Below are 13,908 nucleotides of genomic sequence, written 5' to 3' on the forward strand. Positions count from 1 at the left end.
CCGCACTGAGCTGAGGAATACAAAATGAGCGTATTGGTAAACAAAGACACCAAAGTGCTGGTGCAAGGCTTCACCGGCAAGAACGGCACCTTCCACGCCGAACAGGCGCTGAAGGTGGGCACCAAGGTCGTAGGCGGCGTGACTCCGGGCAAGGGCGGTTCCGAGCACCTGGGCCTGCCGGTGTTCAACACCATGAAGGACGCCGTGCGTCAAACCCAGGCCGACGCCTCGGTGATCTACGTGCCCGCAGCCTTCGCCAAGGATTCCATCCTGGAAGCCATCGACAGCGGCGTGAAGCTGATCGTCTGCATCACCGAAGGCGTGCCGACACTGGACATGCTGTACGTGAAGAAGGCCGTGGACGAAGCCGGCATCCGCCTGATCGGCCCGAACTGCCCCGGCATCATCACCCCGGGCGAGTGCAAGATCGGCATCATGCCGTGGCACATCCACAACCCGGGCCGCATCGGCATCGTGTCCCGTTCCGGCACCCTGACCTATGAAGCCGTGGCGCAAACCACCGCGCTGGGCCTGGGCCAGTCCACCTGCATCGGCATCGGCGGTGACCCGATCCCGGGCACCAGCCACATCGACGCCCTGAAGCTGTTCCAGGATGATCCGGACACCGACGCCATCGTGATGATCGGCGAAATCGGCGGTTCCGCCGAGGAAGAAGCGGCCGAGTTCGCCAAGTCCTACGTGACCAAGCCGGTAGTCGGCTACATCGCCGGCGTCACCGCGCCGAAGGGCAAGCGCATGGGCCACGCCGGCGCCATCATCTCCGGCGGCAAGGGCACGGCGGAAGAGAAATTCAAGGCCTTCGAGAAGGCCGGCATCGCCTACACCCGCAGCCCGGCCGAAATCGGCAAGACCATGTTCGAACTGCTGAAGAGCAAGGGCATGATCTAAGTCCGGATCCCCGGTCTAGACGAAAACACCCCGCGAGCGATCGCGGGGTGTTTTTATTTGAACGGCGGAAAACAGGCCGTGTCAGGCGAAACGCGCGCAGGCGCGTTCGAACGGCAGCTGGAAGCGCGGGCTGACGTAGGGCGCCAGCAGGAACATCAGGCTGCGGCAGCCGGACTGGATCAGTTTTTCCAGCTCCGCCGCGTTGGCGTTCTGCTTGATGGTGTTGACCCAGCCGGTCTGCACCATCTGGAAGTGCTGCACCAGATGCGGCAGCTGCTGGTCGTCCACCTGGATCATGCCTTGTTCGCGCAGGCGGGAGAACAGCTGGCCCAGCTTGCTGTTGAGCTGGCCGCGCGACAACGCCTGGTGTTCCTCTTCCAGCTCCGGGTTGACGCAGAACAGGCTGGGCAGGCTCTTGGGCAGGAAGCGGAAGCTCCAGACGTGGCGCAGCGTTTTTTCCATGGCCATGATCATGGCCTCGATGGAGTTGCTGTGATTCAGCGCGGCGGACAGCTGCTCCGCCATGCCTTTGACGTAGCGCTGGTACAGCTCGACGATGATCTCTTCCTTGTTGCGGAAGTGGTAGTAGAGCTTGCCGGTGCTGATGTTCATCCGCGCCGCGATGTGGTTGGTGGTGATGACCCGCTCGCCCTCCTGGTTGAACAGGTGCAGGCTGGCCTCGACGATCTTGTTGAAAGTGTCCGATTGCGTGCCGCTCTTGCGCATGACGATTTCTTCCTGATGAAACATGGTACGGGCAGGGCTGGCGCGCGCATTCAATCCGATGCGCGCAGGGCGATGAGACAGCCGGCCAGAACCAGCGCGATCCACATTTCCAGACGGAAAAAGTCCAGACAGGACATTAGCGCGGTCTGCCGGGCCAGCTCGCCAGCCAGCACTCCAAGCCGCTGATTATCGCTCAAATGCGGCAATTGTTCTCGCAGAAGACGCAAAGCGTCTTGGAATTGTTGCGCATCCCATGAGAAACGCTCGGCCAAACGGTTGTAATGCAGCGCATTGCGCGCTTGCATGAAGACCCCGGCCAGGGCGACGCCGGCCGAGATCGACACCTGGCGCACGATGTTCTTGGTTTGATAGGCGCGGCCAAACGCCGCCGGCGCGATGGCGCGGAAGGTGCCTTGCGCCACCGCCATGATGAAAAGCGACATGAAGCCGCCGTTCAGCAGCAGGATGGCGGCGAGGCGCCCTAGCGTGGCCTCGCCGTTGACGCCGCTCATCAGCCAGCCGTAGGCCGTCAGCAGGACGCAACTGGCCAGCAAGGTCTGCCGCAGCGTCGGGGCCATTCCCCGCAGCAGCAGCTTGGCGTAGCCCAGCGCGAACAGCATGCCGGCCAGGAAGCTGACCGATAGCAGGAGGCCGCTGGTGGGCAGGTCGAAGCCCAAGGCCTGCACCGCCAGCGTCGGCAAAATATAACTATTGGCCGAAACCAGCAGGTAGCAGCAACTGTAGCCCAGCAGCCCCATGCGATAGCCGGGCCGGCGCAGCAGGCGCCAGCGGCGGCGGTCGGAGGCGTGGCGGCGGTGTTGCGCGAGGAAGGCGAAATAGCAGGCCAGCGCGGCGGCGGCCGCGGCCAGCAGCCAGGCTTGATGCGCAAATAATTGGTAAGGCGTTTGCTGGATCAGCCATTGCAGCAAGAAGGCCGTGGCTAAAAGCAAGACGAAGGCCGCGCTGGGGTAATGCGCCGGCCTGGGCGCGGGCGGACGCAGCGGCAAACGGCCGGCGGCCCACCATGCAGGCGGCAGGAAGGGCAGCATGCCCCAGCACAAAGCGCGCCAGCCATAGGCTTGCAGCAGCCAGCCGCCCAGCAGCGGTCCCAGCGCGCTGCCCAGCAGCAAGGCCTGGCCGAAGGCCACCAGGCCCAGGCCGCGCTTGTCCGGCGGCAGCTGAGCCACTTCCAGGCGCGCCGCCGTGAAGAAAGCGGCGCCGCCCAAGCCCTGCACGGCGCGGCCGATGATGAAGGCATGGTGCGAGCCGGCGCCGCCGGCGATCAGCGCGCCCAGGCCGAACAGGAGCAGCGAGGCCTGCAAGTGGCGGCGCGAGCCGAAGCGCTCCACGCACCACTGGTGGTTGAACAAGGCCAGTATGGCGAACAGGGCATAGGCCATCGCGGCCAGGCTGAATTCCTCCGGCCCGGCGCCGATGCCGCCCATCACCTGGGAGGAGGCGAAATTGAGCAGACCGTTTTGCAGGAATTCCAGCCAGGCGATCAGCGCGATCGCCAACAGGCGGGCGCGGCCGTCGTAAGGGGACTCGGTGGGCATGGCGGCGCTTCCGGGAGTGGGGGATGCCGGCAGTGTAGAAAACGCTTAAGATTTAATAAAATCGATTGTTTTCATTGGATGTATTACTGTGAATGATATTGATGCTTTGCGGCTGCGCCGGCTCGATCTGAACAGCCTGGCGGCGCTGCATGCCTTGCTCAGCACGCGCAGCGTCAGCCAAAGCGCCGAGCGGCTCTGCCTGGGACAGCCGGCGGTCAGCCATATCTTGAAGCGTCTGCGCGAGCAGTGCGGCGATCCGTTGCTGTGCCGCGATGGCCGGCGCATGGCGCTGACGCCGTATGCCGAAGCCCTGCTGCCGCGGCTGGAGGCCTGGCTGGCGCAGGCGCAAACCCTGCTCGCGCCGAGCGCCTTCGATCCCTCGCAACTGGAAGGCGTTTACCGGCTGGCCATGCCCGATATATTGGAGGCGGCCTTGCTGCCGGGTTTGATCGAGGCTTTGCAAGCGCAGGCGCCGCGCTTGCGCTTGGAGGTGTTGGCCATGCCGGCGTCCGAGGTGCCGGCGGCCCTGGACGAGCGGCGCATAGACGGCGCGGTTGGCCATTTTCCGCAGTTGCCGGCCCGACTGAGCCGGCGCCTGCTGTTCCGCAGCCGTTTTGTCTGCGTCCACCATGCTGAGCGGCTGAACCTGCCCGCGCGGCTGGATGCGCAGCGCCTGGCCGAACCGCCGCATCTCTATACCTCTTATGTCGGCAGCGAAGACAGCATGGTGGACGATTACCTGCGCGCGCATGGGCGGGAGCGGCGGGTGATCGCCTCCACGGCCAGTTTGCTGGCCATCCCGCTGCTGCTGGCGCGGCTGCCGGCGGTGGCGGTGTTGCCGGAATTGCTCGCGCGCTTGCTGCGCAGAGGCGATGACGGGCTGCGTTGGAGAAGCTTGGAGGAGGGGAATTTGGCCATTGCCGTCGAGCACGTCTGGCATCCGCGGCGCGATGCCGATCCCTTGCTGATTTTCATGGACGACTTGCTGCAGAAGCAGGCGGGAGCCTGGCAAGCCTGAAGGCAATGGCGCAGCGTGAGGAAATTTTAGAATAAATTATCAATAATATTTGAATGTATTGTGATTTTTAACGATGCGCGGCGGCCAGCATGCCGGATAATAGGCCTTTTATCAGCATCGGCTTATCATTATGCGCTCCATACGGCACAAACTCATGCTGTTGACGGCGGCCTCCATCCTGGTGGCCACGCTCAGCGTCACCCTCCTGGCCTGCTTCAATATCCGCAATCACGCTTACGACGAGGCCAAGCGTGAAGTCACTCAGGTGCAGCAACTGCAGGGCGGCCTGGTGTCCGAGTGGCTGACGGTGCGCAAGAAGCTGATCGGCGCCAGTCTGGAGCGCGCCGGCGACCCGCAGGTCAGCTACTACCTGCAGCAGATCGCCAAGGGCGGCGGCTTCAACATCCTCTACGCCGGCCACGGCGACAGCGGCGAGATGTTCTACTCCGTGCCTGGCCGCGCCAAGCCCAGCGCCGAGTACCAGCCGGCGCAGCGCCCCTGGTACCAACAGGCCAAGGCGGCCGGCGGCGTGATCGTGACCGATCCCTATAAGGATTCCGAGCCGGAAACCAAGGACAAGCTGGTCATCACCATCGCCGACAAGGCGCCGGGCCAGGAGATCGTCGTCGGCGGCGACATCCTGATCGACAAGCTGGTGAAGTCGGTGCTGGACATCAAGCTGGCCGGCGACGGCCACGCCTTCCTGCTGACCCGCCAGGGCAAGGTCATCGCCTATCCCAAGCCGGGCCAGGAGCTGAAGCCCATCGCCGAGCTGATTCCGGGCTTGGATGACGCCCGCTTCCAGCAACTGGTGGCCAGCGGCGAAGTGGCGCCGCTGGATATCGACGGCAAGACTTTCCTGGTGGTCTTGCGCCAGGTGGAGGGCACCGACTGGGTGCTGGCGGTGGCGGCCGATGAGGCGGCGGTGCTGGCGCCGGTGACGCAGCTGTTCTGGCTGATCGCCGGCGGCGTGATCGTGGTGCTGCTGCTGCTGGTGGGCTTGAGCTCGGGTTATCTGGCCCGTTTGCTGCGCGGCCTGATCCAGGTGCGCGACGCCATGCATGAAATCTCCCAGGGCGAGGGCGACCTGACGCGCCGCATCGAGGTGCATGGAGAAGACGAAGTGGCGCAAACCGCCAAGGCCTTCAATCAGTTCGTTGGCCGGCTCAACGGCATGTTCCGCGAGCTGCGCGGCGAGGCCGAGCAACTGGCCGGCGGCGTCATCCAGGTGGGCGGCGCGGTGAAGCAGGTGGCCGACGATTCGCACCGCCTGGCGGACATCTCCAGCGCCAATGCCGCGGCCATCGAAGAGGTGACGGTCAGCATCTCGCATATCGCCGAGGCCACGCGCGAAACCGACGCGCTGGCGCGCCATACCGGCGAGCACTCGCGCGAGAGCGCCGGAGACATGCAGCGCATCAGCGCTGAAATGGAGCATACCAGCCAGTCGGTCGGCGAGCTGTCCGGCCTGTTGGCGGCGCTGGAGCAGCGTTCGCAGGAAATCTCCAAGATCACCAACGTCATCAGCGACATCGCCGACCAGACCAATCTGCTGGCCTTGAACGCGGCGATAGAAGCGGCGCGAGCCGGCGAGCAGGGCCGCGGCTTCGCCGTGGTGGCGGACGAAGTGCGCAAGCTGGCCGAGCGCACCGGCAAGGCGACGGTGGAAATCAGCGAAATGGTGGAAAACATCCTCAGCGAAACCGGCAAGGCGGTCGGCAATATGCATCGCACCGTCGGCGCGGTGGATACCAGCGTGGAGCTGACCAGCCAGGCGCGCGGCCGGCTGATGGCCATAGGCGAGGCGATGCAGCAGGTGATAGACAAGATAGGCGATGTGGCGCTGTCCACCAGCGAGCAGCACAACGCCACCACGGCGATGGCGCAGAGTACGGAGTCCATCAATAACCAGATCCTGGACTCCGACGCCGCGCTGCAAGGCGCGATGCGGACGCTGGAAGACTTGCGGCTGGTGGCCGGCAAGATGCAGGACGCGTTCGGACGCTTCAAGCTATAACGAGTGGTGGCGATTGTCGCGCAATGGCGATGCCTACGGCGTATGCGAGGCAGTCTTTGTAGGATGCACAGCTATTTTGTTTGGTGTGGTCGCGCGACTTGTAAGTTCCATTTACAATTTCGCCGTTTTGAAACCGCGGCCCGCCGGCCTTGAGCGGGCGGCCGTCCCTCGACGATGAGAAGCGGAGCGCCATGAAATCCATACGAAGCAAGATCGCCCTGCTGCTGGCCCTGGCCATATTGGTGGCCACCTGCGCCACGGCGGTCAGCGCCTATCTGAAATTCCGCAGCAATCTGTCCGAAGGCATCGATGCCCAGCTCGATCTGGCCATCAGCGGGCAGCAGCGTTTCGTTTCCAATTGGCTGGAGCAGCGCCGACAGATCATCGCCAGCGCGGTGCGCCACGGCGGCGAAGCCGATCCCACCCTGTATCTGCAGCAGCTGGCCGAAGCCGGCGGCTATATCCAGATTTTCGTCGGCGACGGCGACACCAAGGGCATGGTCTATTCCATCCCCGGCAAACAGAAGCCCAGCGCCAGCTACGATCCGGCCTCGCGCGGCTGGTTCCAAACCGCCAAGGCCAAGGGCGGCGTGATCGTGACGCCGCCGTACAAGCCGGCCAGCGCGTCCATCAATGATCTGGTGATCACCATCGCCCAGGCGCTGCCGGCCGGCAACAAGGTGGTCGGCGGCGACATCGCCATCGGCCAGCTGGTCAAGTCGGTATTGTCGGTGTCGCTGCCGGGCAATGGCTTCGTCTTCCTGATGGGCAAAGACGGCAAGCTGATCGCCTATCCCAAGCCGGACACCGCGCTGAAGCCGCTGTCCGAACTGATGCCTGGCATGGACGAGGCGCGCATCGCCAGCCTGCTGGGCCAGCGCGAGCCGGCCGAAGTGGAGCTGGACGGCAGCCGCCGCCTGCTGCGGCTAAGCCCGGTGGAGGGCAGCGACTGGGTGCTGGGCGTGGTGGTGGACAGCGAGCTGCGCGACGCGCCGCTGCGCCAGATGATGGTGGACATGATTGTCGCGCTGGCGGTGGTGCTGGCGTTGGCCCTGCTGCTGTCCGGCGCCTATCTGAGCCGCTTGCTGCAAGGCCTGCTGCAGGTGCGCGACGCGCTGCGCGAGATCTCGCAGGGCGAGGGCGATCTGACGCGCCGCATCCCGGCGGACGGCGAGGATGAAGTGGCGCAGATGGCGGGCGCCTTCAACCAGTTCGTCGATCGTTTGAACGGCATGTTCCGCGAGCTGCGCGGCGAGGCCGAGCAACTGGCGCAGGGCGTGATCTCGGTCAGCGCCGTGGTGGCCACGGTGGCGGAGGATTCTCACGCCCTGGCCGATATCTCCAGCTCCAACGCGGCGGCGATCGAGGAGGTCACGGTCAGCATCTCGCACATCGCCGATGCCACGCGCGAAACCGACGAACTGGCGCGCGACACCGGCGCGCATTCCCAGGCCAGCGCCGAGGAGCTGCAGCGCATCAGCGGCGAGATGGCGCGCACCAGCCAGTCGGTCGGCGAGCTGTCCGGCCTGCTGACCGGGCTGGAGCAGCGTTCGCAGGAAATTTCCAAGATCACCGGCGTGATCCGCGACATCGCCGATCAGACCAATCTGTTGGCGCTGAACGCGGCCATCGAGGCGGCGCGCGCCGGCGAGCAGGGCCGCGGCTTCGCGGTGGTGGCGGACGAAGTGCGCAAGCTGGCCGAGCGCACCGGCAGCGCCACGGTGGAAATCGGCAATATGGTGCAGAACATTCTCAGCGAAACCGGCAAGGCCGTGGGCAATATGGAGCGAACCATCCAGTCGGTGGACAGCAGCGCCACGCAGACCGAGCAGGCCCGCGCGCGCTTGGAGGACATCACGCGCGCCATGCGCCAGGTGGTGGACAAGATAGGCGATGTCGCGCTGTCCACGGGGGAACAGCATAACGCCACCACGGCGATGGCGCAGAGCACGGAGTCGATCAACAACAAGATCCTGGATTCCGACTCCGCCTTGCAGGACGCCCAGCAGACCTTGCGCACCCTGGACGGCGTGGCGCGCCAGATGCAGCAGGCCTTCAGTCGCTTCAAATTGTAAACAGCCTGTCGCCGCCCCTCTCAACGCCAGCCTTCGCGCTGGCGTTTTTGTTTGGGGAACGGGAAAATGGAGGCAGGATGATGAATCGACTGCACAAAGGCCGAGAATGAACAGACTGATATTGCCGACGCTGCTGCTGGCCCTGGCCGGCTGCTCCATGATCCCGACCCAGCAGGGTTATGCGCAGAAGGTGTACCGCTGGCAAGGCCGCGACGTCAATGAGCTGCTAGCCGAGTGGGGGCCGCCGAGCAAGAGCATGAAGATGCCGAACGGCAACATGCTGTACAGCTATGTCAAGGAAAGCACCGAGCAGCAGCCGCTGACGCAGAACACGCGCTACGAGCCGGGCACCAAGCTGACGGTGACGGACAAGGACGGCCAGAGCCGCGTGGTGGAGACGCCGGGGCGCTGGGTCAGCGACGGCATGACGGGCGGCGGCTCCGTGCACTATCAGTGCAATACCAACTTCGTGGTGGACAAGAAAACCCAGGAAGTGCTGAGCGTCAGCTTCGACGGCAACAACTGTCTGGCGCTGCCGCGGCAGTAAGCGTCGCGGACAACGCCAGCCTGGATCAAGGGGCGCGGAAGCCGAGCGTGCCGGTCATGCGGCCAGGCGGCACTCCGAGCCTGTTTATGATCCGTTGCGCGTCCTCGACGGGTTGCAGGCTTATTTGCCCAGCTGGGGCAGCTGCCACTCGCCATGGCTGCTGAAGGGCAGGGTGGCGAGGCCATTCAGGTCTTTGAGCTGCCCTTTGATCTCGTAGCCCAGCTTGCGTCCAGGCAATTGCTGCCAGTTGGCCAGCTGACGAATCCAGGCTGCCAGCGAGGTATGCACCTGCAGCGGCACCAGGCCCTCGCCATTGGCCGGGATGGAAATGGGCTGATTGCTGAGGCCGCCGCCCAGTTTTTCCCCTCCCACCATCAGGTCGAAGTCCATGCCGCTGGCTTGCAGCGGTATGGCGTTGGGATTGGCGATGCGCAGGGTGACGGTGAAATTCTGCTCGAACAGCGTGCTCTTGCCCGGTTCGATATTGCTGAGACTGACTTGAGGCTTCTTGAGGCCCATGCTGCTGCAGGCGGTGAGCAGCAGCGCGAGCAGGGCGGGGACAATCCATTTCATGGCCAAACCTTCCTAGGCGGGACGATGCGGCATTTTACTGCCTGCCCATGTCTGCTTGTGTAAACCTCGTGTGCGAAATTGTTAGCATGCCAGCGCGCCAAAGCAACAGGCCATCGCTGGATGGCCTGTTGCTTTGGCGGCTGCGAAAAACGCCTCTTCGGCGTCGGACGCGTCGTTCCGGGCGGCGAGTGGGGCGCGGGTTTCCTCGCGCCAGTCTTCCAGTTCCGCCCACAGGGCTTGTTTTTGCGACTGGCGCTGTCCGGAGCGGCTGGCCGCATGCGCGCCGCCCTTCTTCATGATGGCTGCGCAAGCCAGTGGATTGCGCGGTTTGATCGTGTGCATGGTGTGTTCTCGATAAATGCGCCGCATGGCGCGAGCGGCGATTGTCCGTCTGGCCGCCGCGCCCGTCAACCAGGCAGCAGAAAGCCGCCAGTAGGCGGCTTTCTTCGGAACCGGGCAGGCCTCACACCATCAGGCTGGCCACCTTGGTGGTGATGATGTCCACCGCCGGGTCATTGGCGCCGTGCGGCAGGATCACGTCGGCGAAGCGCTTGGTCGGCTCGATGAACTGGTTGTGCATCGGGCGCACGGTGGTCAGGTATTGTTCGATCACGTTTTCCATGGTGCGGCCGCGTTCGGCGATGTCGCGCTTGAGGCGGCGGATGAAGCGCACGTCGGAATCGGTGTCGACGAAGATCTTCAGCGACATCATCTCGCGCAGGGCCGCGTCGTACAGCGGGAACAGGCCTTCGATCACGATCACCGGCGCCGGCTGCACGGTAATGGTCTGATGGGAGCGCGTGTGGTTGGCGAAGTCGTATACCGGCATCTCGATGGCGCGGCCGTTGCGCAGGTCGTCGATATGGGCGATCAACAGCGGCCAGTCGAAGGCCTGCGGATGGTCGTAGTTGGTGCCCAGACGCTGTTCGAAGGTCAGGTGGCTCTGATCGCGGTAGTAGTAGTCCTGAATGATGACGGCCGCCATCTCGGAACCAATGGTTTCCAGCACCTTGTTGGTAACCGTGGTCTTGCCGCTGCCGCTGCCGCCTGCAACGCCGATGATGAACGGGGTGCTCATGTCAGGATGTCCTTAAGGTAATAAAAATATAAAAAACGCGCCATTCTAATGACTTATGGCGCGTAGTTCCACCCGATTTGCGACACCGAATGATCTGGATCGCTTAGGCGGGGCGTCGGGTTTCATGTTCCGCGGCCCGATACCATTCCTGCATGGCCGGCAAGGACAGGATATGGCGCATGTAGGCGGCGGAAGTGGGCGGCAGCGCGACGTTGTAAGTCTGGAAACGGCTGCAGATGGGGGCGAAGAAGGCATCGGCGATGGTGAAGCGGCCAAGCAGGAAATCGCCATCGCCCGCGTGGCGCTCGCGCTGCGTCTCCCACACGGAGACGATGCGCGTGATGTCGGCCTCCACGGCGGGCGAGCTTTCATAGCCGTTCTGGCGCAAGGACAGGTCCATGGACAGGTTTTGCCGCAGGGCGGCGAAGCCGGAGTGGACCTCCGCGACGATGGCGCGGGCGACGGCGCGTTGCTTCAGGTCGTCCGGCCACAGGCCGGCGGCGGGGAAGCATTCGGCCAAGTATTCGCAGATGGCCAGCGAATCCCAGATTCTGAGCTTGTCATCCACCAGCACCGGCAGCTTGCCGGCCGGGTTGACGGCCAGGATGCGCGTCTTGCTGTCGGGAAGGTAGAGGTCGATCCGCTGTTCCTTGAATGGCTCATTGAGCTGTTTCAGCACCAGCCAGGGACGCAGCGACCAGGAGGAGTAATTCTTGTTGCCGATGACCAGAGTGAACATGGCGGCTCCGAGAGGGGGCGCGGCGAAGGCCGGCGCGTTTTTCGATGATAAACCCCCTGTGGCCTATTTTCACCCGCGGACATGACAAAGGCCCCTTGCGGGGCCTTGTTCGAAGCTGGCGGTTTACTCCGCTTCGTCTATCCAGGCTTGCTGTATCGCCTCCAGCACGCGCTCTCCGCCGCGGCTGTGATCGTCGTCGAAACCGGGCAGCGCGACTACCCAGTTGTGCAGGTCGACAAAGCGCACGGTCTTCGGGTCCACGTCCGGGTGGGCGTCGGCCAGTTCGATGGCGATGTCGTTAACGTCGGTCCATTTCATAGATGTCTCCTGAGCGGGAGCAGGTCATGAAATCCAGCGCAGCGTCAGCGGCGAGGCGCGCCGCCGCAGACAGTACACATAGTACGGCAAGGCGGCGCAACGCTGCCGCTGGGATTTCAGGGCCTGCTCCTTAATGGTGTTCGCGGGCGTGGTTGATGGTGTACTTGGGGATTTCAATCACCAAGTCCTCATCGGCGACGATAGCCTGGCAGGACAGGCGCGATTGCGCCTCCAGGCCCCAGGCTTTGTCCAGCAGGTCTTCTTCCAGCTCGTCGGCCTCGTTCAGCGAGTTGCCGCCTTCGCGCACGATGCAGTGGCAGGTGGTGCAGGCGCAGGACATCTCACAGGCGTGCTCGATTTCGATATCGTGGGCGAGCAGGGCGTCGCAGATGCTTTGGCCGGTTTCGGCGTTGTCAATCACGGCGCCTTCCGGACACAGGTCCGGGTGGGGCAAAACGATGATGCGCGGCATGGCGTATCCTTACAGATCGGTAATCTTGTGGCCCTTCAGCGCGCGCTGGATGTTGCGGTCCATGCGGCGGGCGGCGAAGGTTTCGGTGGCGTGGTTCAGCGCGGCGCTGGCCTCGTTGACGCGGCGGGTGACGGCTTCCGCGATGGCGGCGTCGACGGCGCTGACGGCGGCTTCCACTTCGGCGCGCTCGGCGTCATTCAGCAGGTCGCCGTCCTGGGCCAACGCGTTGCGGGTGGCGTCGCGCAGGCTTTCGGCGTCGACGATGGCCTCGCGCAGCTTGCGCGCCTCGATGTCTTCTTGCACATGGCTCATCGACTCGGTCAGCATGCGGCTGATCTCGTCGTCGGACAGGCCGTAGGATGGCTTGACCTCGATGCTGGCCTCCACGCCGGAGGTCTGCTCGCGCGCGGTGACGGACAAGAGGCCGTCGGCGTCCACCTGGAAGGTGATGCGGATGCGCGCGGCGCCGGCCACCATCGGCGGGATGCCGGAGAGCACGAATTTGGCCAGGCTGCGGCAATCGGAGACCAGCTCGCGCTCGCCCTGCAGCACGTGGATGGCCATGGCGGTCTGGCCGTCCTTGAAGGTGGTGAAGTCCTGCGCGCGCGCCACCGGAATGGTGCTGTTGCGCGGGATGATCTTCTCGGTCAGGCCGCCCATGGTCTCGATGCCCAGCGACAGCGGCAGCACGTCCAGCAACAGCCACTCGTCGTCCTGCTTGTTGCCGGCCAGCACATTGGCCTGGATGGCGGCGCCCAGCGCCACCACCTTGTCCGGGTCCAGATTGGTCAGCGGCGCGCGGCCGAAGTAATCGGCCACGGCCTTTTGCACATGCGGCATGCGGGTGGCGCCGCCCACCATCACCACGCCCTGGATGTCCTCGGGCGTGATCTTGGCGTCGCGCAGGGCCTTGCGCACCGGCGTCAGCGTCTTGTCCACCAGGGTCTTGGTGATGGCGTGCAAGGTGGCTTGGTCCAGCTCCAGATCCAGCGACTGGCCGTCGGTCAGGATGGCGGTGATGCGGGTGCTGGCGTGGTCGGTCAGCGCTTCTTTGGCTTCACGGGCGCGGGTGTGCAACAGGCGCATGTCGTGAGCGGACAGGCCGGACAGGCCGGCCTGTTCCAGCATCCAGCAGAACACGCGGTGATCGAAGTCGTCGCCGCCCAGCGCGGAGTCGCCGCTGGTGGCCAGCACTTCGAACACGCCGCGGGTCAGTTTCAGGATGGACACGTCCAGCGTGCCGCCGCCCAGGTCGTAGACCACGTAAGTGCCCTCGCTGCCGTTGTCCAGGCCATAGGCGATGGCGGCGGCGGTGGGTTCGTTCAACAGGCGCAGCACATTGAGGCCGGCCAGACGGGCGGCGTCTTTGGTGGCCTGGCGCTGGGCGTCGTCGAAATAGGCCGGCACGGTGATCACGGCGCCGGTCAGCTCGCCGCCCAGGCTCGCTTCGGCGCGGTCTTTCAGCGCGCGCAGGATGTCGGCCGACACTTCCACCGGGCTCTTGGCGCCGGCGCTGGTCAGCAGCTGCACCATGCCCGGCGCGTCGACAAAGCGGTAGGGCAGGCTGCCGGCGTCTTTGATGTCGCTGACGCCGCGGCCCATGAAACGCTTGACCGAGACGATGGTGTTGTGCGGATCGCGGTTTTGTTCCTTCTGCGCCTCGTAGCCGACGGCCAGCGCGCCGCTTTCGCCGTAGCGCACCACGGAGGGCAGCAGGCTGCGGCCATGCTCGTCCGGCAGCACCACGGCGGCGCCGCTGCGAACGGTAGCCACCAGCGAGTTGGTGGTGCCCAGGTCTATGCCCACGGCCAAGCGGTGTTGGTGGGGAGCGGCGGAGAGGCCGGGTTCGGCGATTTGCAGTAGAGCCATGTCAGTTCAAG

Annotated in this window: 14 protein-coding genes; 5 read left to right on the plus strand and 9 right to left on the minus strand. The window is 64.6% G+C overall.

What is annotated here, in order from left to right; genetic code table 11:
* The first annotated feature begins 24 nt into the window (after positions 1-24).
* Positions 25-909: a succinate--CoA ligase subunit alpha gene (sucD, locus tag FYK34_RS01010; RefSeq protein ID WP_043592732.1), complete on the plus strand. Its 885-nt coding sequence runs from the start codon at positions 25-27 to the stop codon at positions 907-909.
* 81 nt (positions 910-990) lie between these two features.
* Here sucD and FYK34_RS01015 read toward each other — a convergent pair whose 3' ends face one another.
* The gene (locus FYK34_RS01015) at positions 991-1,635 is read right to left on the minus strand and encodes a TetR/AcrR family transcriptional regulator (RefSeq protein ID WP_168209612.1); all 645 of its coding nucleotides are present in this window, start codon (positions 1,633-1,635) and stop codon (positions 991-993) included.
* A gap of 50 nt (positions 1,636-1,685) precedes the next feature.
* Positions 1,686-3,191, minus strand: coding sequence for an MFS transporter (locus tag FYK34_RS01020; RefSeq protein ID WP_149294652.1), 1,506 nt, complete (start codon positions 3,189-3,191; stop codon positions 1,686-1,688).
* Positions 3,192-3,279: 88 nt separating this feature from the next.
* Here FYK34_RS01020 and FYK34_RS01025 point away from each other — a divergent pair, with 88 nt between their 5' ends.
* The 4 genes from FYK34_RS01025 to FYK34_RS01040 all read left to right on the plus strand — a co-directional run bounded on the left by FYK34_RS01025 (position 3,280) and on the right by FYK34_RS01040 (position 8,848).
* Positions 3,280-4,209 carry a LysR family transcriptional regulator gene (locus FYK34_RS01025; RefSeq protein ID WP_149294653.1) on the plus strand — a complete coding sequence of 310 codons (930 nt, stop codon included), beginning with the start codon at positions 3,280-3,282 and terminating at the stop codon, positions 4,207-4,209.
* A gap of 154 nt (positions 4,210-4,363) precedes the next feature.
* Positions 4,364-6,226 carry a methyl-accepting chemotaxis protein gene (locus tag FYK34_RS01030; RefSeq protein ID WP_231137334.1) on the plus strand — a complete coding sequence of 621 codons (1,863 nt, stop codon included), beginning with the start codon at positions 4,364-4,366 and terminating at the stop codon, positions 6,224-6,226.
* 191 nt (positions 6,227-6,417) lie between these two features.
* Complete coding sequence (locus tag FYK34_RS01035; RefSeq protein WP_149294655.1) at positions 6,418-8,301, plus strand: methyl-accepting chemotaxis protein; 1,884 nt, start codon at positions 6,418-6,420, stop codon at positions 8,299-8,301.
* A 106-nt stretch (positions 8,302-8,407) separates the two neighbouring features.
* Entirely contained in the window at positions 8,408-8,848 is a 441-nt protein-coding gene (locus tag FYK34_RS01040; RefSeq protein ID WP_149294656.1) for a hypothetical protein, read from the plus strand.
* A gap of 120 nt (positions 8,849-8,968) precedes the next feature.
* Here FYK34_RS01040 and FYK34_RS01045 read toward each other — a convergent pair whose 3' ends face one another.
* The 7 genes from FYK34_RS01045 to hscA all read right to left on the minus strand — a co-directional run bounded on the left by FYK34_RS01045 (position 8,969) and on the right by hscA (position 13,897).
* Complete coding sequence (locus FYK34_RS01045; RefSeq protein WP_149294657.1) at positions 8,969-9,421, minus strand: LEA type 2 family protein; 453 nt, start codon at positions 9,419-9,421, stop codon at positions 8,969-8,971.
* Between the two features lie 81 nt (positions 9,422-9,502).
* The gene (locus FYK34_RS01050; RefSeq protein WP_149294658.1) at positions 9,503-9,763 is read right to left on the minus strand and encodes a hypothetical protein; all 261 of its coding nucleotides are present in this window, start codon (positions 9,761-9,763) and stop codon (positions 9,503-9,505) included.
* Positions 9,764-9,884: 121 nt separating this feature from the next.
* Complete coding sequence (udk, locus tag FYK34_RS01055) at positions 9,885-10,499, minus strand: uridine kinase (RefSeq protein WP_149294659.1); 615 nt, start codon at positions 10,497-10,499, stop codon at positions 9,885-9,887.
* Between the two features lie 103 nt (positions 10,500-10,602).
* The gene (locus FYK34_RS01060) at positions 10,603-11,238 is read right to left on the minus strand and encodes a glutathione S-transferase family protein (RefSeq protein WP_149294660.1); all 636 of its coding nucleotides are present in this window, start codon (positions 11,236-11,238) and stop codon (positions 10,603-10,605) included.
* Positions 11,239-11,361: 123 nt separating this feature from the next.
* Positions 11,362-11,556 carry a Fe-S cluster assembly protein IscX gene (iscX, locus tag FYK34_RS01065; protein ID WP_149294661.1) on the minus strand — a complete coding sequence of 65 codons (195 nt, stop codon included), beginning with the start codon at positions 11,554-11,556 and terminating at the stop codon, positions 11,362-11,364.
* Positions 11,557-11,686: 130 nt separating this feature from the next.
* Positions 11,687-12,028: an ISC system 2Fe-2S type ferredoxin gene (fdx, locus tag FYK34_RS01070; protein ID WP_071109699.1), complete on the minus strand. Its 342-nt coding sequence runs from the start codon at positions 12,026-12,028 to the stop codon at positions 11,687-11,689.
* Between the two features lie 9 nt (positions 12,029-12,037).
* Positions 12,038-13,897 carry a Fe-S protein assembly chaperone HscA gene (gene hscA, locus FYK34_RS01075; RefSeq protein WP_149294662.1) on the minus strand — a complete coding sequence of 620 codons (1,860 nt, stop codon included), beginning with the start codon at positions 13,895-13,897 and terminating at the stop codon, positions 12,038-12,040.
* Positions 13,898-13,908 lie beyond the last annotated feature (11 nt).

Origin of the sequence: Chromobacterium paludis (assembly GCF_008275125.1) — a bacterium.
Taxonomy (GTDB): Bacteria; Pseudomonadota; Gammaproteobacteria; order Burkholderiales; family Chromobacteriaceae; genus Chromobacterium; species Chromobacterium paludis.

Coding starts and splice junctions, on each gene's coding strand:
- fdx (WP_071109699.1), bottom strand. CDS start 12,028: ATGCCGCGCATCATCGTTTTGCCCCACCCGGACCTGTGTCCGGAAGGC.
- FYK34_RS01020 (WP_149294652.1), bottom strand. CDS start 3,191: ATGCCCACCGAGTCCCCTTACGACGGCCGCGCCCGCCTGTTGGCGATC.
- FYK34_RS01060 (WP_149294660.1), bottom strand. CDS start 11,238: ATGTTCACTCTGGTCATCGGCAACAAGAATTACTCCTCCTGGTCGCTG.
- FYK34_RS01045 (WP_149294657.1), bottom strand. CDS start 9,421: ATGAAATGGATTGTCCCCGCCCTGCTCGCGCTGCTGCTCACCGCCTGC.
- hscA (WP_149294662.1), bottom strand. CDS start 13,897: ATGGCTCTACTGCAAATCGCCGAACCCGGCCTCTCCGCCGCTCCCCAC.
- sucD (WP_043592732.1), top strand. CDS start 25: ATGAGCGTATTGGTAAACAAAGACACCAAAGTGCTGGTGCAAGGCTTC.
- FYK34_RS01030 (WP_231137334.1), top strand. CDS start 4,364: ATGCTGTTGACGGCGGCCTCCATCCTGGTGGCCACGCTCAGCGTCACC.
- iscX (WP_149294661.1), bottom strand. CDS start 11,556: ATGAAATGGACCGACGTTAACGACATCGCCATCGAACTGGCCGACGCC.
- FYK34_RS01050 (WP_149294658.1), bottom strand. CDS start 9,763: ATGCACACGATCAAACCGCGCAATCCACTGGCTTGCGCAGCCATCATG.
- FYK34_RS01040 (WP_149294656.1), top strand. CDS start 8,408: ATGAACAGACTGATATTGCCGACGCTGCTGCTGGCCCTGGCCGGCTGC.
- FYK34_RS01015 (WP_168209612.1), bottom strand. CDS start 1,635: ATGCGCAAGAGCGGCACGCAATCGGACACTTTCAACAAGATCGTCGAG.
- FYK34_RS01035 (WP_149294655.1), top strand. CDS start 6,418: ATGAAATCCATACGAAGCAAGATCGCCCTGCTGCTGGCCCTGGCCATA.
- udk (WP_149294659.1), bottom strand. CDS start 10,499: ATGAGCACCCCGTTCATCATCGGCGTTGCAGGCGGCAGCGGCAGCGGC.